Annotated in this window: 13 protein-coding genes; 10 read left to right on the top strand and 3 right to left on the bottom strand. The window is 39.9% G+C overall.

Features of this window, described 5'->3' with window-relative positions; genetic code table 11:
* Positions 1-22: 22 nt before the first annotated feature.
* Genes AC58DT_RS06290 through flxY form a run of 5 tightly spaced genes read left to right on the top strand, consistent with a single transcriptional unit; the run spans position 23 to position 9,072 of the window.
* Positions 23-3,688 carry an MMPL family transporter gene (locus AC58DT_RS06290; RefSeq protein WP_497216012.1) on the top strand — a complete coding sequence of 1,222 codons (3,666 nt, stop codon included), beginning with the start codon at positions 23-25 and terminating at the stop codon, positions 3,686-3,688.
* Positions 3,685-5,223, top strand: coding sequence for a phytoene desaturase family protein (locus tag AC58DT_RS06285; RefSeq protein WP_497216011.1), 1,539 nt, complete (start codon positions 3,685-3,687; stop codon positions 5,221-5,223). Before AC58DT_RS06290 ends, AC58DT_RS06285 begins: the two co-directional genes overlap by 4 nt.
* A gap of 12 nt (positions 5,224-5,235) precedes the next feature.
* The gene (locus AC58DT_RS06280; RefSeq protein ID WP_497216010.1) at positions 5,236-6,123 is read left to right on the top strand and encodes a cupin-like domain-containing protein; all 888 of its coding nucleotides are present in this window, start codon (positions 5,236-5,238) and stop codon (positions 6,121-6,123) included.
* A 1-nt stretch (position 6,124) separates the two neighbouring features.
* Positions 6,125-7,786, top strand: a complete 1,662-nt coding sequence (locus tag AC58DT_RS06275; protein WP_497216008.1) for a C45 family autoproteolytic acyltransferase/hydrolase — start codon at positions 6,125-6,127, stop codon at positions 7,784-7,786.
* The gene (gene flxY, locus AC58DT_RS06270) at positions 7,783-9,072 is read left to right on the top strand and encodes a flexirubin biosynthesis putative acyl-CoA ligase FlxY (RefSeq protein WP_497216007.1); all 1,290 of its coding nucleotides are present in this window, start codon (positions 7,783-7,785) and stop codon (positions 9,070-9,072) included. The genes AC58DT_RS06275 and flxY overlap by 4 nt, the downstream gene beginning before the upstream one ends.
* A gap of 2 nt (positions 9,073-9,074) precedes the next feature.
* Here flxY and AC58DT_RS06265 read toward each other — a convergent pair whose 3' ends face one another.
* Positions 9,075-9,656 (bottom strand): hypothetical protein, encoded by a 582-nt coding sequence (locus tag AC58DT_RS06265; RefSeq protein ID WP_497216005.1) that lies wholly within the window; start codon positions 9,654-9,656, stop codon positions 9,075-9,077.
* Positions 9,657-10,478, bottom strand: a complete 822-nt coding sequence (locus AC58DT_RS06260) for a universal stress protein (RefSeq protein WP_497216004.1) — start codon at positions 10,476-10,478, stop codon at positions 9,657-9,659. It lies immediately after the preceding gene.
* Between the two features lie 157 nt (positions 10,479-10,635).
* On the opposite strand from AC58DT_RS06260, the gene rimP reads away from it, so the two are divergent.
* Genes rimP through infB form a run of 3 tightly spaced genes read left to right on the top strand, consistent with a single transcriptional unit; the run spans position 10,636 to position 15,128 of the window.
* Positions 10,636-11,100 carry a ribosome assembly cofactor RimP gene (gene rimP, locus AC58DT_RS06255; RefSeq protein ID WP_497216003.1) on the top strand — a complete coding sequence of 155 codons (465 nt, stop codon included), beginning with the start codon at positions 10,636-10,638 and terminating at the stop codon, positions 11,098-11,100.
* Between the two features lie 5 nt (positions 11,101-11,105).
* Complete coding sequence (gene nusA / locus AC58DT_RS06250; protein WP_497216002.1) at positions 11,106-12,338, top strand: transcription termination factor NusA; 1,233 nt, start codon at positions 11,106-11,108, stop codon at positions 12,336-12,338.
* Between the two features lie 60 nt (positions 12,339-12,398).
* Complete coding sequence (gene infB, locus AC58DT_RS06245) at positions 12,399-15,128, top strand: translation initiation factor IF-2 (RefSeq protein WP_497216001.1); 2,730 nt, start codon at positions 12,399-12,401, stop codon at positions 15,126-15,128.
* Between the two features lie 54 nt (positions 15,129-15,182).
* On the opposite strand, the gene AC58DT_RS06240 is transcribed toward infB, so the two are convergent.
* Positions 15,183-15,578: an SPOR domain-containing protein gene (locus tag AC58DT_RS06240; RefSeq protein WP_497216000.1), complete on the bottom strand. Its 396-nt coding sequence runs from the start codon at positions 15,576-15,578 to the stop codon at positions 15,183-15,185.
* 316 nt (positions 15,579-15,894) lie between these two features.
* Between AC58DT_RS06240 and AC58DT_RS06235 the strand changes: the two genes are divergently transcribed.
* Positions 15,895-17,229: a c-type cytochrome gene (locus tag AC58DT_RS06235; RefSeq protein WP_497215998.1), complete on the top strand. Its 1,335-nt coding sequence runs from the start codon at positions 15,895-15,897 to the stop codon at positions 17,227-17,229.
* A gap of 32 nt (positions 17,230-17,261) precedes the next feature.
* On the top strand, positions 17,262-20,327 hold the full coding sequence (locus tag AC58DT_RS06230; RefSeq protein ID WP_497215997.1) for a TAT-variant-translocated molybdopterin oxidoreductase: 3,066 nt from the start codon (positions 17,262-17,264) through the stop codon (positions 20,325-20,327).
* Positions 20,328-20,359: the final 32 nt, after the last annotated feature.

The raw sequence follows: 20,359 nt of genomic DNA, 5'->3' as shown, positions 1-20,359 counted from the left end.
GTTTTTCAAAGTGTATCAATTTTTGCAAAAGAACAAGATCGGCAGTGCCTTGCTGCTTCTTTTGGTGCTTTTCGGGTTGGTATTTTTGGTTTCCAAAATTCGTTTTGAGGAGGATATTTCAAAATTGATTCCTATAAATAGTGAAAATCAAGACTTTCAAAAAGTACTGAAAACAGTCAATTTTACTGATAAAATTATAGTAAACATCCATCGTAGCGATGCTGCCGAAATTGAAGATTTAACGGAATACGCTTCGGAAATTTTAGATAGTCTGGAAGCCCATTCGGCACCGTACATTAAAAACATTCGCGGCAAAGTAAAGGATGACGATTTGCTGCGCACCATGGATTTTGTTTATGAAAACCTACCCTTGTTTTTAGATAAACAAGATTATAAAACGATTGCCGCGAAACTTCAAAAACACAGTATTTCAGCAATTACGGAAGCCAATTACCGAACACTCATTTCGCCTTCCGGCATTGTTTCAAAAGATATTATTTTAAAAGATCCTTTGGGGCTTTCATTCATTGCTTTAAAGAAATTGCGGCAGCTCGGCGTTACTGACGACTTCGTTTTAAAAGATGGGTTTTTGGTAAGCAAGGATGAAAAAAACATCCTGCTTTTTATCACTCCAAAATTTGGAAGTAGTGAAACTGCGGAAAATTCAAAGTTTGCGGAGCAACTTTATTCACTTCAAAATACATTGAACCAGAAATATTCTGGGAAGGTGAAAAGTGAATATTTCGGAGCTGCGTTGATTGCCGTTGCAAATGCACAGCAAATAAAAAGCGATATTCAGTTTACGGTAGGCATTGCGTTGACGCTGCTCATTTTGATTTTTATAATTTTCTATCGAAGACTTTACGTCCCTATAATTCTTTTTGTACCGACGATTTTCGGAGGTTTAATGGCCGTAGCATTATTGTATTTGATTCGGGGGGAAATTTCAGCAATTTCCCTCGGTATTGGCTCGGTTTTGCTGGGCGTGACACTGGATTATTCTTTACATATTTTAACGCACATCCGCAATAACGAAACGCTGGAGAGTCTTTATAATGACGTAACCGAACCAATTTTAATGAGCAGTTTGACGACTGCTTTGGCGTTTTTGTGTTTACTGTTTTTGGATTCGCAAGCCTTGCAGGATTTGGGCATTTTTGCTGCGGTAAGTGTTTTGGGAGCCTCCGTTTTTGCACTTTTCTTTATTCCGTTGGTTTACAAAAATCCGCTTTCGCGAAAGCAGCAAATCAACGTTTTGGACAAAGTTGCGGATTATCCTTTTCATAAAAACAAATGGTTGCTGATTGGTTTGGGATTGGTATTGATTGTTAGCCTTTTTACGTATCACAAAGTAGAATTCAACAAAGATATTTCCAAACTGAATTACGAACCTGCGGAAATAAAAGCAGCAATGCAGCATTTGGATGAGCTGACCGATATTTCCTCAAAATCGGTTTATTTGGCAACCTACGGAAAATCGGTTGAAGGTACGCTACAGTTGAATGATTCCATTCACGAAACCTTGGAATTGCTGAAAGAAGAAGGCAAGATTAGCAGTTTCAGTTCCATTGGCGCTTTGGTACATTCGCAACGTAACCAACGGAAGAAAATAGCGCAATGGCAACAATTTTGGAGTGAAAGTCGGAAAAATAGCTTGGAGGCCAATTTAATTGAAAGCGGGGAAGAGCGTGGCTTCAAACCCACGACTTTTAATAGGTTCTATACTTTTTTGGATGAAGATTTTGAAACTTTGAAACCCGAGGATTACCAGCAAATTCCTTCCGTACTTTTGGAAGATTACATCACGACAGAGGCCGATTTCACTACAATTACAACGCTTATAAAACTGGAAGACGAGAATGCTTCCGAAATAAAAAGTGCATTTAAGAAAATCCCGAATACCATCGTCATTGACCGCCAGGAAATGAACGAGACCTTTTTGGGCAATCTGAAAAACGATTTCAACAGCCTGATTGGCTATTGTTTGCTCGCCGTGCTTTTCATACTTTTTCTTTTCTTCCGAAGTTTTTCGCTCACGCTGGTTACCGCCGTTCCTATTTTTCTCACATGGTTTTTGACCCTCGGGATTATGGGGCTTTTCCATATTCAATTCAACATTTTCAACATCATTATTTCCACTTTCATTTTTGGTTTGGGAATCGATTACAGCATTTTTATGAGCAAAGGCCTGCTAAAGGAATTGCGTACCGGTGAAAAAGTAATGGCCACGCACAAAACCTCCATTATGCTTTCGGTGTTGACCACTATTTTGGGGGTTGGGGTTCTGATTTTTGCGAAACATCCAGCGCTTTATTCCATCTCCATAGTTTCAATCATTGGAATTTTTTCAGCAATGGTTACCGCATTTACGGTGCAGCCATTGCTTTTTAAACTTTTAATCGGCAGCTCCAAAAAACGACCAATCATGCCACGAATGTTCGTGCATTCCCTCTTTTCCTTTGGCTATTTCGGGCTGGGCGGAATTTGCCTTTCCATTTACAGCATCACCTTGATGCCACTGCTTCCCATCAGCAAAAAAATTAAAATGGGCTGGTTTCACAAAGTGATTTCAAAATTTATGAAATCCGTGCTTTACACCAATCCGTTTGTAAAGAAAAAAGTAATCAACGAACCTGGCGAAGATTTCTCGAAACCTGCCGTAATTATTGCAAATCACACATCATTTCTCGATATTTTGGCGGTAGGCATGTTGCATCCAAAAATCTGTTTTTTGGTGAACGATTGGGTTTACAATTCGCCCGTTTTTGGAAAGGCTGTACAACGTGCAGATTTTTACCCGGTTTCCAGCGGCATCGAAAACAGTTTGGAACCACTTAAAAAGAAAATAAAACAAGGCTATTCACTGATGGCTTTTCCCGAGGGAACCCGCAGCTTGAGCAACAAAATCAAGCGTTTTCACAAAGGGGCTTTTTATTTGGCGAATGAATTTGACTTAGACATACTCCCCGTTTTGATTCACGGCAACAGCGAGGTGAATCCCAAGGGAAGTTTTATTATAAAAGATGGAAGCATTACGGTTGAATTTTTGCCGCGAATAAAAGCCGAAGACACTTCATTTGGAGAAAACCATACACAGCAAGCAAAAAAAATAGGCGCGTATTTTAAAAGTGAATTTTTAAAACTTCGCGAAAAGATGGAAGGCCCGAGCTATTTCCACGGAATCGTTTTGGAGGAATACCGCTATAAAGGCGATGCACTTTACCGAACAGTGAAAAGGGATTTAAGGGAAAATGCTGAAATATATTTTGAAGTGATGCGTCGTTTGGATAAAAGCGGAACCATTGCCCATATTTCGGAAGATTCCGGGCAGCTCGATTTTCTGTTGGCGCTCGATGGGCCGGACCGAAAGATTTTCAGTTTTATTGAAGATTCCGAAACGCGGACCATACTTCAAAACAGCTACATCACCCAAAAATATGGAAAGCTTCATTTTACCGATGCTGTTTCGGAAACGTTACTTTCAAACATTGAAACTTTAATTATTTCTTCAGAAGAAATGGCTCAGGAGGTCATTTCACAAATGCCAAATCTTTCAATTAAAACCATCATTTTGTTAAAAAAATGTGTTTCTTCACAAACCGAAAATATTAGTACATTAGGCTACCAAAACGTGTACGGAACTGCGAATATTAGTATCTTTAAACCATCGGGAAACACAGCGAAATGACGGAAAAATATGATGTAGTTATCATCGGCAGTGGCCTGGGCGGGCTGGTTTCGGCGATTATTCTTGCGAGGGAAGGATACAGCGTTTGTGTGCTCGAAAAAAACCAACAGTTTGGCGGCAACCTACAGACCTTTGTGCGCGACAAAACCATCTTTGACACTGGTGTGCACTACATTGGTGGTCTTTCCGAAGGACAAAATCTGTACAGATATTTTAAGTATTTGGATATTTTGGACGATATCACCCTCAAAAAAATGGACGAGGACGGCTTTGACAGAATCACTTTTGATAACGACCCCAAGGAATATCGCCACGCACAAGGGTATGAAAATTTCAAAAAAACACTACTCGAAGAATTTCCCGATGAAGAGAAGGCAATAGACGCGTATTGCCAAAAAATGCAGGATACCTGTAGCTTTTTTCCGCTTTACGGTCTCAAACTTGGAAAGCCATATTATGAAAATACTTCGCTATTTGAAGTGAAAGCGAAGGAATTTATAAATTCTATAACTGAAAATGAGAAGCTCCGTGCGGTTTTGGGCGGCAGCAATTTGCTGTATGCCGGTGAAGGTGAGCGCACACCCTTTTATATGCACGCGCTCTCGGTGAATTCATACATTGAAAGTTCCTATCGCTGTATTAACGGCGGAAGCCAAATAACGAAAGCTTTACTTGCGCGTTTTCGCGAAAAAGGGGGAAAAGCTTATAAGCGGCACGAAGTAACAAAATTTGAAACTGAAGATGGAGTGGTTACTGCAGTACAGACGGCAAACGGAAAAACCATTTACGGAGATATATTTATTTCAAATGTTGACCCAAAGTTGACGCTGGAAATGATTGGGCAGGAAAATTTCAGAAAATCATATACTAGCCGTATTGAAAATATAGAGAGTACCATTGCTGCTTTCAGTCTTTACTTGGTTTTAAAGCCAAATTGTTTTAAATATTTAAACCATAATTACTACCATTTTAAAGATTATCGCGCTATTTGGGACGTTCACAATTATACTGAAGAATCTTGGCCGGAAGCCTATATGATTTCTATGGGAATAAAAAAGGATATGGCCGAATATGGCGATAACATTACGGTGATGACCTATATGCGTTTTGAGGAAATGGAACCGTGGATTGACACATTCAACACCGCAGCACAAAAAAATGACCGTGGCCAGACGTATGAAGAATTCAAGGCATACAAGTCTGAAATAATCATTAAGGAACTGGAGAAAAAGTTCCCCAATCTTCGCGATTGTATAGAGGCCGTTTATTCCTCCACGCCGCTGTCATACCGAGATTACATTGGGTGTAATAAAGGCTCCATGTATGGTTATGTGAAAGATGCCAACAATCCGTTAAAGTCATTCGTTTCGCCTAGAACCAAAATCAAAAATCTGTATTTTACAGGGCAAAGTTTAAATATGCACGGCATTTTGGGCGTTACCATTAGTGGCGTGGTAACATGTTCAGAAATATTGGGGGGCGAATATTTGCTGAATAAAATTTTAAAAGCCACAAAAAAGGAAGAAATTACTTAATATTTTTCGGGGATGGGACATATCAAAACAACACCGATTGAAAGAGTCCGAAATATTTCAAGAGAGGATTTCATTAAGAATTATTACAAACCACAAAAACCTGTTCTAATTGAGGGGTTGACGGAAGATTGGGCAGCTTTCCAAAAATGGAACTTGGATTACATCCATCAACATGCTGGGGAACAAATCGTGCCCCTTTACAACAACGAGCCCACCAAAGGCAAGCAGAATTCCGCCGAGCCAGCAACAGAAATGAAAATGGCGGATTATATTGAACTGATAAAAACACAACCAACTGACCTGCGTATTTTCTTTTACGATCTAAAAGTGAAGCTTCCAGAACTGCTGAAAGATTTTGAATATCCAGATATTGGACTAAAATTCTTCAAGCGTCTTCCTGTGCTATTCTTTGGTGGTGAAGGCTCCAAAGTACTGCCGCATTACGATATGGACTTGGCAGATTTGGTACATTTTCACTTTCATGGCACCAAAAGCGTGACACTTTTTTCACCCGAGCAAACAAAGTACCTGTATAAAATTCCATTTGCCGTTCACAATTTGGAAACTATAGATTTGGACAATCCAGACTTTGAAAAATATCCTGCATTGCAATATTTGGAAGGTCTTCACGCTACAATGAAACACGGCGATGCACTTTATATGCCAAGCGGTTATTGGCATTACATAAAATATTTGGACGGTGGTTTTTCGATGACGCTTCGGGCATTTCCAAGACATTTGGTGCGTTTGGGAAATATGCTTTACAACGTTTTCATAATGCGACATTTTGAAAACATTATGCGGAAATCCTTTGGGCAGAAATGGATTGATTATAAAGAAAATCAAACACTTTCAAAAACCAATAATCGCGCAGCGAAGCTGAAAAAACAAGCCAGTTAAGATGAAATATTTGGAAAAATTATTCGCTCTTGCGTTTTTATTGATTTTTCTGAATTCATGTGGAGTTTCCAAATCCATCCACAATAGGCCAGATGTTAGTGGTTACGATGCTAAAATTTCCGAAAAAGTAAAAATAAACGATTCCACTTTTGTTGCGGGAGACAATTTTCTTTTGAAAAACAAACAAGGCCAATGGGAACTTTATGTGGAAGGCAACCCGTTACAAATTGGCAAAATCACTGGAAGTCTTACCCAAGAATTAATGCAGAAACAGGAAGCTATTTTTTTCAATAAAGTGGAAGATTTGGTGCCTTCAAAAACACAGCAATATTTGCTTCGGAAATTTTTGGCGTGGTACAACCGAAAAATATATCTACACATTCCCGAAGAATACAAGGCCGAAATTTATGGGCTTTCGCAGTTTTCATCCTCAAATTTTAGTGAGATTGGCGAGCCGTATTTAAGATTACTTTATTTACATGGCGCACACGATATTGGCCACGCAATGCAGGATTTGATGCTTGTAGGCTGTTCTTCTTTCGCCGTTTGGGGCGATAAAACTGAAGATGGCGAATTGCTAATCGGGAGAAATTTCGACTTTTACGCAGGCGACGATTTTGCGAAGGAAAAAATAATTGCTTTTGTAAATCCTTCCGAAGGGCATAAATTTATGTCGGTCACTTGGGGCGGAATGATGGGCGTGGTTTCGGGAATGAACGACCAAGGATTGACAGTCACAATAAATGCAGGAAAATCTGAGATTCCTCTAGTTGCAAAAACGCCGATTTCAATCGTAACCCGTGAGATTTTACAATACGCTTCAACTATTGAAGAGGCCGTTGCCATTGCAAAAAAGCGTGAAGTTTTTGTTTCCGAAGCTATTTTTGTGGGCAGCGCAAAAGATAAGAAAGCGGCGATTATTGAAGTGGCGCCGGATAATTTCGGCGTTTATGAAGTTGAAAATACCGATGAACTTATTTGCAGCAACCACTTCCAAAGTGAGGCTTATAAAAACGACGAACGAAATTTGAAATGGATTGAAGAAAGCCACTCGATGTACCGTTTTGAAAGAATGGAAGAATTGATTTCAGAAGACAAAAAACTGAATGTTAATGATGCAGTTGCCATTCTTCGGAATAAAAAAGGATTGGACGACAAAGAAATTGGTTTTGGCAATGAAAAAGCATTAAACCAACTTTTGGCGCACCACGGCATTGTTTTTAAACCCGAAAGCCGAAAGGTTTGGGTTTCTTCAAATCCATATCAATTGGGCGAATTTGTGGAATACGATTTAGATGAAGTTTTTGCAAATAGACAAGGAAATCCGGCAACTAAAACCATTTCAAATTCAAAAGGAAACATTTCCGAAGATCCTTTTGTGCATTCAAAAGAATATAAAGATTACGAAGAATACCGAGTTTTGGAGCGGGAAGTGGAAGCGGCAATTGAAAATAAGGAAACTATTTCAGCAGAAAAACTTGCCGCATTGCAACAAAAAAATCCTGAGTATTGGAAAGCTTATTATTTAACGGGAAAGTATTACTTTGAAAAAAATTATGATGCCGCCGCGAAAATTGCTTTTGAAAAGGCTTTGACGAAAGAAATTACAACCGTTCCGGATAAAGAAAAGATAGAACATTATTTAAAAAAATTAGGAGAATGATTCCAGAGATAGAGAAAGCTTCAACAGCAGAAATTAAAACATTTCAAGAAGAAAAATTGAAAAAGACTCTTCAATATTTGGATGAAAATTCTCCTTTCTATAAACGCTTTTTCAAAGAGAGCAACATTCGGATTTCAGAAATAAAAACGTTGGAAGATATTCAAAAAATTCCAGTTACAACAAAAGACCACCTTCAACAATTTAATGACGATTTTATCTGTGTCCCAAAATCTGAAATCATCGATTATGTAACCACTTCGGGTACATTGGGCGATCCAGTAACTTTTGCGCTAACCGATAATGATTTGGAACGTTTGGCATATAATGAAGCGATTTCCTTTGCGTGTTGTGGCATTGGGAAACAAGATACTTTACAGTTAATGACGACAATGGACCGCCGTTTTATGGCCGGGTTGGCGTATTTTTTGGGCGCTCGTAAATTGGGCTCGGGTATTATCCGCGTGGGTTCGGGCATTCCGGAATTGCAGTGGGATTCTATTTTAAAGTTTAAGCCAACCTATTTAATTACGGTTCCGTCTTTTCTTTTGAAGTTAATTGAATATGCGCAACAGCACGAAATAGATTTAAAAAATACGGGCGTAAAAGCTGCAATCTGCATAGGCGAACCCATCCGCGAACAGGATTTTTCACTGAACATTTTGGCAAAAAAAATAAAAAAGGATTGGGACATCGAACTCTTTTCAACCTATGCCTCCACCGAAATGAGCACGGCCTTCAACGAATGTGAAATTCACAACGGTGGCCACCACCATCCAGAACTCATAATCGCTGAAATTTTGGATGACAATAATTTGCCGGTTTCCGAAGGGGAAGTGGGCGAGTTGACCATAACAACTTTGGGTGTAGAGGCCATGCCTTTGCTACGTTTTAAAACGGGCGATATGGTTCAAGCTTATAATGAACCTTGCAAATGTGGCAGAAATACCCTGCGTTTAGGGCCGGTTGTAGGCCGAAAAAAGCAGATGATTAAATATAAAGGTACAACCTTGTATCCGCCTGCGATGTATAATATTCTGAACGATTTTTCGGGAATAGAAAGCTATGTGATTGAAATTTTCCACAACGAACTTGGCACCGATGAAATTTTGATTAAAATAGCTTCGGAAAAAATTTCTGAGGATTTATTATTGGAAATAAAGGACCATTTCCGCGCAAAACTTCGTGTTGCGCCAAAGATTGAATTTGCTTCTTCTGAAGAAATAGAATCACTGCGTTTTCCGCCCCTAAGTAGAAAACCTATCGATTTAATCGATAGAAGGGCATAAAATTATTCCTCAATCGGGACACTTTCACTCATTAGCTTCCAAGTGAATTTTTTCTCACTTTTCCGATCCATAACAAAAACTGAATAGTAACGCAATAGTAGTGTGCTGTCTTCTGGATTGTTCCTTATTGGGACCAATGTATCGGTCATATTGCTTTTGTGAATGTTAAAGCGTTTCACGGGTTGTTTCCAAAGGGAGTCTTTCCAGACGAAAACATAGTATTCGTTAAAATTTGTATCCTTCAATTTTGCGTTTACCAATAAAACGTCGTTTTGAAAATTCTTAAGTTTTATAAGATGCAAGTGAGCGCCGATGCTTTCGGGTATAGTTAGTTCGGGCAGCAGTTCATTTTCAAAACCAATCAAAGTTTTTTCGGTTGAAGTATCCATTTCTTTTACAAAAGCATAAATAGAGTCTTTATTTCCAATAAAATCAGCTCTAATGGCACCTTCGGGCGGCGGCGGTTCTTCATTTATAACAACTGGGTTTTCATCAATGATAATCTCTGTCGCAGGCTGATTTCCATCCCCAAGCTTCTTACAGCTCAGTAAAAGAAACACTGTTGCGAGAAACAAATACTTCATTTAAATTTTGAAAGTAATCACTGGCATATTGGCGTGGTTTACCATATCTTCACTAATGCTGCCATTAAAGAAATGTGATATTCCTTTACGGCCGTGGGTGCCCATCCCTATAAGTTGTGCATTAATGTGCTTTGCAAAGTTGAGAATGCCTTTTTCTACAGAAGTATCATTATATATATTTAATGTGTAGTTTTCAACGCCCATACCTCTTACAAAGTTTTCCATTATGTTTTGCGCTTGCACAGAAGTTTTAAAATCTGCGGGTGTGTTTACAAAAAGTAAATGCATTTTTGCCCCAAGTTTTTTTGCAAATTTTTGTGCCTTGTCCAATGCCCCACGGCCTTCTTCTGAAAAATCTGTAGCGAATACAAAATCCGTAACGTTGAATTGTTCATGATTGTTTTTAATTACCAGCACCGGTATTTTGGAAGTTCTGACTACTTTTTCAGTATTGCTTCCTACAAACATCTCCTTAAAGCCGCTGGCTCCACTGGAGCCCATAACAATTAAATCTATTTTGTTTTTTTTGCAAGCTTCTTCAATATCCTCATAAATTTCGTTGTGGCCAATGGCTTCATTTACCGTTGTTCCTTTCAGATACGGTTTTGCGCGCATTTCACTAAAACGTTTTTCAGCCAATTTTATAAAATACAGCGATTCCGGAAGCGTCCCTGAATCACTTGAAGTGGCCAAATGCAACGGCATTTCCATAGAATGGAGAACGAATATTTCACTTTTATGCCTTTCGGCGAATTTCAGAGCTACTTTCAAAGCATTTTCAGCTTGCTCGGAAAAGTCGGTTGGGACGAGGATACGTTTCATAAAATTGATCGGTTTTGTGTGTTTTTGGAAGCATTAAAGTACAAAAATAAATCGTTTGCGCTTGGTTTTTATAATATTAAAAAATGTAGTATATTTGCACCGAATTTGATACGAAACTATCTGAGGGGACTAAAGTCCCCTCTTTTTATAGCTTAAAATGATGCGTGAAAAAGTAGCAGAACTGCTGGAAAATGCGCTGGAAGAAAACAAATCACTGTTTTTGATCGACCTAAATATTTCTGAAGACAACCAAATACGGGTCATCCTGGACGGCGATAAAGGCGTTACGGTAGAAGATTGCATAGCGGTTAGCCGTGCCATAGAGCACAATCTGGACCGCGAGGAGTATGATTTTTCTTTGGAAGTAATGTCCGCAGGTGTTTCAGAACCATTGACATTGCCTAGACAGTACAAAAAAAATATAGGCAGAAATTTAAAGATTAAAACCAAAGACGGAGAAAAAATTGAAGGCGAATTAACCGCCGTAACAGAAGACAGCTTTACCCTAAAATGGTCTGCGCGCGAGCCCAAGCCTATTGGAAAGGGAAAAGTTACCGTTCAAAAAGAGGCAACCTTGCCCTACAAAGATATTATGGAAGCAAAAGTGATGATAACATTTTAATTGATATGGAAAACTTAGCACTAATCGAATCTTTTTCGGAATTTAAGGACGATAAACAAATAGACAGGGTAACGCTTATGGCGATACTTGAAGAAGTTTTCAGAAATGCCCTGAAAAAAAAGTACGGGAGCGATGATAACTTTGATATTATTGTAAACCCAGACAAGGGCGATCTTGAAATATGGAGAAACCGCATAGTAGTGGCCGATGGGGAAGTGGAAGACCCGAACGAGGAAATTTCATTGAGCGCTGCCCGAAAAATTGAGCCCGATTTTGAGATCGGCGAGGATGTTTCGGAAGAAGTAAAACTTATTGACCTTGGTCGCCGTTCCATCTTGGCATTGCGCCAAAACCTTATTTCAAAAATCCACGAGCACGACAATACTATCATTTACAAGCAGTTTAAGGATCTTGAAGGAGAAATTTACACTGCCGAAGTTCACCACATCCGTCACCGTGCCGTTATTCTCTTGGATGATGAGGGCAATGAAATAATTCTTCCGAAGGAAAAACAAATTCCTTCAGATTTTTTCAGAAAAGGAGACAACGTGCGTGGAATTATTGAAAGCGTTGATTTGAAAGGAAACAAGCCGACCATTATTATGAGCCGCGCCAATCCGGTTTTCCTTGAAAAACTCTTCGAACAGGAAATCCCAGAGGTTTTTGATGGATTAATTACCGTAAAAAAGGTAGTGCGTATCCCTGGCGAAAAAGCAAAAGTAGCCGTAGATTCTTACGATGACCGTATTGATCCCGTAGGTGCTTGTGTGGGTATGAAAGGTTCCCGAATTCACGGCATCGTTCGTGAGTTAGGCAATGAAAATATAGACGTTATCAATTACACAAACAACCTGAACCTTTACATAACGCGTGCTTTGAGCCCCGCAAAAGTAACTTCCATCAAGATTGACGAAGAGAAAAAACGTGCTGAAGTTATTCTTCGCCCAGAAGAAGTAAGTAAGGCTATAGGCCGCGGCGGACACAACATTCGTCTTGCCGGTCAGTTAACAGGGTATGAAATAGATGTACTTCGCGAAGGGGCAGAAGAAGACGTAGAGTTGAGCGAATTCTCCGATGAAATAGAAGGCTGGATCATCGAGGAATTCCACAAAATAGGTTTAGATACCGCCAAAAGCGTATTGGAGCACGACATCAATGATCTGGTAAAACGCACCGATCTGGAGGAGGAAACAATCCGCGACGTTATAAATATATTAAAAGAAGAATTTGAAGAGTAGTTGAAACTTTAACTACTTTTATACAAATTTTTTAAAAAGACAAATCAGGAAAAAGCATTTATGGCTGAAGTAAAAACGAAAAGACTAAGTCAGGTATTACGTGAGTTCAACATCTCGTTGGATCGTGCCGTGGAATTTTTGAGTTCCAAGGGGTTCGATGTGGACGCAAGTCCCAATACCAAAATAACGGGTGAAGAATACGAAGTCCTTTTTGAAGAGTTTGAAACCGACAAGAGCAAGAAAGTAGCCTCTAAGGAAGTAGGCGAAGAAAAACGCAAGGAAAAAGAAGAGCTTCGTTTAGAGCGTGAGCGCGAAATGGAGGAGAAACAGAAGAAAGAAGAATCTTCGCGCGTAATAAAAGCGGAAGCAAAACTTGATGGTCCAAAACAGGTAGGTAAAATTGACCTGGATACAAAAAAAGCCAAAAAGGAAGAACCTAAAGAAACAGAGAAGCCTGTTGAGACCAAAAAAGAAGAAAAGCCAGAGGTTGTTGTTGAAAAACCCAAGGTAGAGAAAAAAGAAACGGAAGAAACAAAGCCTGTTGCTCCTGTTAAGGAAGAAAAGGAGAAAAAAGAAGAAAAGCCTGCTGTTAAAGAGACTCCAGTTATAAAAGAGGAGCCCAAGGAAGAAACCTCCAAAGAGTCAGATACCGTTACAACCCAATATCGTAAACTTGATGGGCCGAATTTTACGGGTCAAAAGATAGATCTTACCCAGTTCAAAAAACCCGAAAAGAAAAAAGAGGCCAAGTCTGATGATAAAAAAGACAAAAAAGGCAAAAGGCGCCGTATAAGCAAAGAAACCAACAAAGGTGGTGGTAATAACTTTAAAGACAATCGCGGAACTGGCAGAAAGGGCCGAAGCAGCACTCCAAAAGAAGAGCCGAGCGAGGAAGAAGTGCAAAAGCAAGTACGTGAAACCTTAGAGAAACTTCAAGGGAAATCGTCAAAAGGTAAAGGAGCCAAGTACCGTCGTGAAAAAAGAGATACGCACCGTCAAAAATCCGAAGACGAGCTTGCACAGCAGGAAGCAGACAGCAAACTTATTAAAGTTACAGAGTTTGTAACTGCTAATGAAATGGCAACGATGATGGATGTTCCCGTTACCAAAATTATTTCGGCCTGTATGAGCTTAGGAATGATGGTTACCATGAACCAGCGTCTTGATGCCGAAACCTTAAGCATTGTTGCTGAAGAATTTGGTTATGAAGTGGAATTTGTAACAGCTGACATTGAAGAATCTATAGATCGAGAAGTTGATGCTCCAGAAGATCTTGAGCCACGTGCGCCGATTGTTACCGTAATGGGTCACGTTGATCACGGTAAAACTTCACTTTTGGATTACATCCGTAAGGAAAATGTTATTGCCGGTGAGTCCGGTGGAATTACCCAGCACATTGGAGCCTACGGCGTTGAACTGGAAGGGGGGCAAAAAATAGCATTCCTTGATACTCCTGGTCACGAAGCGTTTACAGCAATGCGTGCCCGTGGAGCCCAAGTTACCGATCTTGCAATTATTGTGGTTGCAGCAGATGATGATATTATGCCGCAAACCAAGGAAGCCATTAGCCACGCACAAGCAGCGAGTGTTCCAATAGTTTTCGCAATAAATAAAATAGATAAGCCCAACGCAAATCCAGATAAAATAAAAGAAGGACTTGCCAATATGAACCTTTTGGTTGAAGATTGGGGTGGAAAGATACAGTCGCATGACATTTCAGCAAAAACTGGAGATGGCGTAAAGGAGTTACTTGAAAAAGTGCTGCTTGAAGCGGAATTACTTGAGCTAACGGCAAATCCAAATCGCCAAGCAAATGGTACCGTGGTAGAAGCGTTCCTCGATAAAGGTCGTGGGTATGTTTCAACAGTTCTTGTGCAAGGCGGTACTTTAAAAGTAGGTGATTACGTTCTTGCAGGCCAGCACAGCGGAAAAGTTAAGGCAATGCAGGATGAGCGAGGAAATAATGTGAAAGAGGCCGGGCCATCAACACCAGTTTCAGTACTTGGTTTAGACGGTGCGCCACAAGCGGGTGATAAATTTAATGTATTTGAAGACGAGCGTGAAGCAAAAGCTATTGCTACCAAACGAACTCAATTACAGCGAGAGCAGTCTGTAAGAACACAGCGCCATATTACGCTTGACGAAATTGGAAGACGTATCGCCCTTGGTGATTTCAAGGAATTGAACATTATCCTTAAAGGTGACGTTGATGGTTCTGTGGAAGCTTTGACAGATTCATTATTGAAACTTTCCACAGAAGAAATTCAAGTTAATATAATCCACAAAGCAGTGGGGCCTATTACCGAAAGTGATGTGCTTCTCGCTTCGGCTTCTGATGCAATTATTATTGGTTTCAACGTACGTCCAATGGGCAATGCACGTCAAATTGCAGATAAGGAAGAAATAGACATCCGTACCTATTCCATCATTTATGACGCTATTAATGACGTGAAAGATGCAATGGAAGGGATGCTTTCTCCAGAAATGAAAGAAGAAATTACCGGTACTGCTGAAATTCGTGAGACTTTCAAAATCTCGAAAGTTGGTACAATTGCGGGATGTATGGTATTAACAGGAAAAATATTCCGAAGCTCCAACATTCGCCTGATCCGTGAGGGAGTAGTGGTTTACACTGGAGAACTTGCTTCTTTAAAACGTTTTAAAGATGACGTGAAAGAAGTTTCGAAAGGGTATGATTGTGGTATTCAAATTAAGAACTACAACGACATTTATGAGAATGATGTTATTGAAGCTTTCCAGGAAGTAGCTGTGAAGAAAAAGCTGAAATAATTCAAAAATCAAATAATTTGCAGAGCGCCTTGAAAATTATTTTTCAGGGCGTTTTTATTTTCTTCTTTCGGGTTTTAGTATAAACGCCGAAGAAAAGCTTTTCTGAATTTCAAGAAGTGCTCTCTCTGCTTCAATCCTGGAGGCAAAATTTCCTGCCCAGACTTTATAGTTTGGGGTTTCATATTCAATCGAGGCGGGCCAGTTGCCATAGCTACCACGGTATTTTCTTAACATTTGGTTTGCCTTGTCCAGTTCGCCATAATATAGCTGGATGGTATAACCATCAGAAAGCTTATTTTCCTTTTCCAAATCTTTTTTCAGTTCCAGGAGTTGGGTTATTTTTGGATCTGTATTTATGTTTAATGAGGCGCTTTGCCCAAAGCTTTTACCGCAATAGAAGCTCATTAATATGCTGGCAATAATTATTTTGGAATAGGTTTGTAAATTCATCTGCTTATTTCTTTAAGTGCAAAGGTAAAACTTAATAACTGTGTAGGTCATCAAAATATTATTTAGAACAAATATAAATTAATAGTTAACACTTTGTTTGCATTTTCAAAATCGACTTTATAATGTACTTTTGCTGCTTTATTTGTGGTTCAGAATGAGCATTAAGGTTACATTTGTTTGTAACCAATTCTGTACCAAACTATCGACCATAATTTAACCATTAGTATGAAATGGGCGCAATAAGAAATTTCGAGACCAGCCGAAATAACTTGTAAGCTAATTCCATCTAATCAATAAAAAACTATATAATCAACAGATGAAAAAGGTGAATTTTATACATCTACGCTCAAAATTGCCACTTCTTTTGTTAGTGTTTTTACTAACTTTTTCAACTACCATATATTCCCAGGATGCTCCTGCTGAGACTCCAACTGAAGCTCCTGCGGGTGTTGCTACTGGTGCTGGAGGTGATGCTGCCGCAGGCGAGGCTTTGTTTAAAGCCAATTGTGCTGCTTGCCATAAATTGGATAAAAAAGCAGTTGGCCCGGCGCTTAGAGGTGTTGGTGAAAAGTTTGATCGAGACTGGCTTTACAAGTGGATCCACAATAGCCAGGCTCTTATTGCTGCTGGAGATGCTCAGGCGGTAAAACTTTTTGAGGAAAATAATAAAGCTGTAATGACGGCGTTCCCTGCGCTATCTGAAACAGATATTGACGATATTCTTGCCTATACCGATCAGCCAAAAGCTGATCCCGTGGCTGCAGCAGGAGCTGAAACAGCAACTTCAAATGCTGGTAATGACGGGGGTTCTGTGTCTAATTCCATAGTAATTGCTGCTCTAGCGCTTATTTTCTTGTTACTGGTTATTATGCTGTTCTTGGTTACCAATACATTGAAAAGAATTGCTGAGGCAAATGGAGTGGTATATGAAGAAAAAGAAAAACGCACCCCGATTTGGAAGGCTTTTGTTCAAAACCAATTTTTAGTGTTGGTCTTTTCAATATTTCTATTGCTTTCTGCAGGGTATTTTGCATATGGTTATATGATGCAAGTAGGCGTAGACCAGGGATATGCCCCGGTTCAGCCTATACACTATTCACATAAAATTCACGCAGGCGATAATCAGATAGATTGTAATTTCTGCCACAGTTCCGCAAGAAAAAGTAAGCATTCGGGAATTCCTTCCTTGAACGTTTGTATGAACTGTCACAAAAATATTTCAGAAGTGGCCCCGGAAACAGCTACGGAAGAGTATTCAAAAGAATTCTACGATGGCGAGATTGCCAAGCTGTATAAGGCCGTAGGTTGGGATCCTGCTGAGCAAAAGTATACAGGTAAGACAGAGCCTGTTAAATGGGTTCGTATCCATAATTTGCCAGATTTCGCATATTTTAATCACTCGCAGCACGTAACAGTGGCCGGAATTGCTTGCCAGACCTGTCACGGAGAAATTCAAGAAATGGAAATTGTTGAACAATTTGCGCCACTCACAATGGGATGGTGTATTAATTGTCACCGAGAAACTAATGTAAACTTGGCGACCAATGAATATTACGCCAAGATACACGAAGAGCTTTCAAAGAAATATGGTGTTGAGAAACTAACTATCGCCGAAATGGGTGGATTGGAATGCGGAAAATGTCATTATTAATAAAATTTTAAAGGAAAATTACAGATAGCAATATGGCATCAAACAAGAAATACTGGAAAAGTGTTGAAGAGCTGAAAGAAGACAGCACAATTGTGAAGGCGCTACAGGACAATGAGTTTGTAACCGAAATACCTACAGACGAGTTTCTTGGCGATAAGGAAGCATTGGAATCTTCTTCAACTACGCGTCGTGATTTTTTAAAGTATGTAGGCTTTACTACGGCAGCTGCAACTTTGGCCGCCTGTGAAGGTCCTGTGGTTAAATCTATCCCGTACGTAGTTCAGCCCGATGAAATTGTTCCCGGAGTTGCAAACTATTATGCTTCTACAATGGCCGATGGTTTTGATTTTGCCAATGTTTTGGTAAAAACTCGCGAAGGACGTCCCATTAAGATTGAAAGAAATGATTTAGCAGTGAATGGAGGAAGCGCAAATGCAAGAGTGCATGCTTCTGTACTATCATTGTACGATAAAAACAGATTGACAGGGCCAATGCTAGATGGCGCTGCTGTTACATGGCCAGAATTTGATACGGCTGTTGCCCAGAAAATGAATGAAATGGCAGGAAAAGACATTGTGTTGCTTACGCAAACTTTCGCCAGCCCTTCAACATCAAAGTTAATTTCTGAATTTACTGCCAAGTATCCAAACGTTCGCCACGTTGTTTATGATGCAGTTTCATGCTCAGGAGCTTTGGACGCTTTTCAAAATAAATACGGAACCCGAGCACTGCCTGATTACGATTTTTCAAAAGCTGAAGTGATTGTTTCCGTCGGGGCAGATTTCTTAGGAGATTGGCAGGGTGGGAGCTATAGCAAAGGCTATGCGCAAGGACGTATTCCGAAAAACGGAAAAATGTCGCGCCATATTCAGTTTGAGGCTAACTTGACACTTACTGGCGGAAAAGCTGACAAACGCGTGCCGGCCACACCTTCTCAACAAGTAGAAATTTTAAAAGCATTGACCGGTGGAAGTGCTTCAGGCTTGCCCGCAAATATTGCAGATGCAGTTGCTAAAGCTAAAGCACAACTCCAGAAAGCGGGAAGCAAAGCTTTGTTGGTTACAAATTTACCAGACGTTGCATCTCAAACACTAGCGTTAAATTTTAATGCTAATAGTGAGGCAATAGATGTAAATAGGCCATTGCTTACCAGACAGGCGAGCAATAGCGAAGTGATGAACGTAGTGAATGGTGTAATTTCAGGAAGCATCAAAGGTTTAATCACTGTAGGGGTTGATCCTGTTTATTCATTGCCAAACGCAACAGAATTTGCAGAAGGTTACCAAAAGTTAGAAATGAGCCTTGCATTTGCTATGAAGCAAGATGCAACCGCCTCTTTAGCAAAAATGGTTGCCGCAACGCCCCATTATTTAGAGTCTTGGGGTGATGCACAAATTAAAAAAGGAACTTATAGTCTTACTCAACCTACTATCCGTCCGTTGTTCAATACACGACAATTTCATGATAGTATTTTGCAGTGGACCGGTAATACACAAAATTATTACGACTACTTAAAAGAAACTTGGACTAGTTCTGTTTTAGCAGGGGGTTCATGGAGCCAAGCACTTCACGATGGTTTTCTTGCCAGTGATGTTGAAGTGACAATGGAGCAAGTAAATGCCGCTGCAGAAGGAGCTGGTGTAATAGAGGAAGGTACTTCAAACGGTGCACTATCATTCCTTTCGCAAGAAGGGGGGTATGATCTTACTCTCTATACTTCAGTTGGGTTAGGAGATGGTCAACAAGCAAACAACCCTTGGTTGCAGGAATTGCCAGATCCAATTACAAGAGCGTCTTGGGACAATTATCTTACTGTTTCTGCTGCAGATGCAGAAGCTTTAGATCTTGTTAATGAGCATGTTTCCAATGGGGCTTTAAACGGTAGCTATGTGAATATTAAACTTGGCAATGTTGTAGTAGAAAACGTTCCTGTAATCATTCAGCCAGGACAGGCCAAAGGCTCTGTTGGTTTGGCTTTAGGTTATGGTAAAAAAGCTGCAATTCAAGAGGAGATGCAAACAGGTGTAAACGCTTATCCTTTATATCAGAACTTCTCCAATATTCAAAAAGTAACTATTGAAAAGGCTAGCGGTATGCACGAGTTTGCTTGTGTACAGCTGCAAAGCACCATGGCCGGACGTAGTGAGGATATTATTAAGGAAACAACCCTTGAGATTTTCAACACTAAAGATAAATCAGTTTGGAACTCTATTCCTGTGACGGATTACGATCACAGTCCAATTTCTGTTCGAGATAAAAAGGCAGATATATGGAGCCCTTTTGAAGACACCGTGGGCCACCACTTCAATCTTTCCATAGATTTGAACGCTTGTACGGGCTGTGGCGCTTGCGTTATTGCTTGTCACGCAGAAAATAACGTTCCTGTTGTTGGTAAAGAAGAAGTAAGAAAGTTCCGGGACATGCACTGGTTGCGCATTGACAGATATTATTCTGCTGGAGAATCTTTCAAAGAAGAAATTGAAACCCTTGAAAACCTTCCTGCTTTTGATTCCTATAAAGTGGTTGAGGTTCCAGCATACGAAAACCCTCAAGTAGCATTTCAGCCTGTAATGTGCCAGCACTGTAACCATGCGCCTTGTGAGACTGTTTGTCCAGTAGCGGCAACATCACATGGTCGCCAAGGGCAGAATCAAATGGCATACAACCGTTGTGTGGGTACGCGCTATTGTGCGAACAACTGTCCATATAAGGTTCGTCGATTCAACTGGTTCTTATATGCTGAGAACGATGAGTTTGATTACAATATGAATAACGATCTAGGGCGCATGGTTCTTAACCCAGATGTGAACGTTCGTTCTCGAGGAGTTATGGAAAAATGTTCGCTTTGTATCCAAATGACCCAAAAAACTATACTTGACGCAAAACGTGACGGAAGACCTGTGAAAGACGGTGAGTTCCAAACAGCTTGTTCCAACGCTTGTGAAACCGGCGCCATGGTATTTGGGGATGTAAATGATAAAGAATCTGAAGTGTTAAAGTTGAAGAATAACGACCGTATGTACCATTTGTTGGAAAACGTGGGTACTAAACCGAATGTTTTCTATCAGGCTATCATCAAAAACACTTCCGAAGCATAAAAAATTAATAAAAAACCAATTATTTAAGAATT

This window comes from Aequorivita sp. CRS11, from assembly GCF_059693805.1.
Note: the sequence above shows the minus strand (reverse complement) of the source record. Positions and strands in the feature narration are given on the sequence as shown.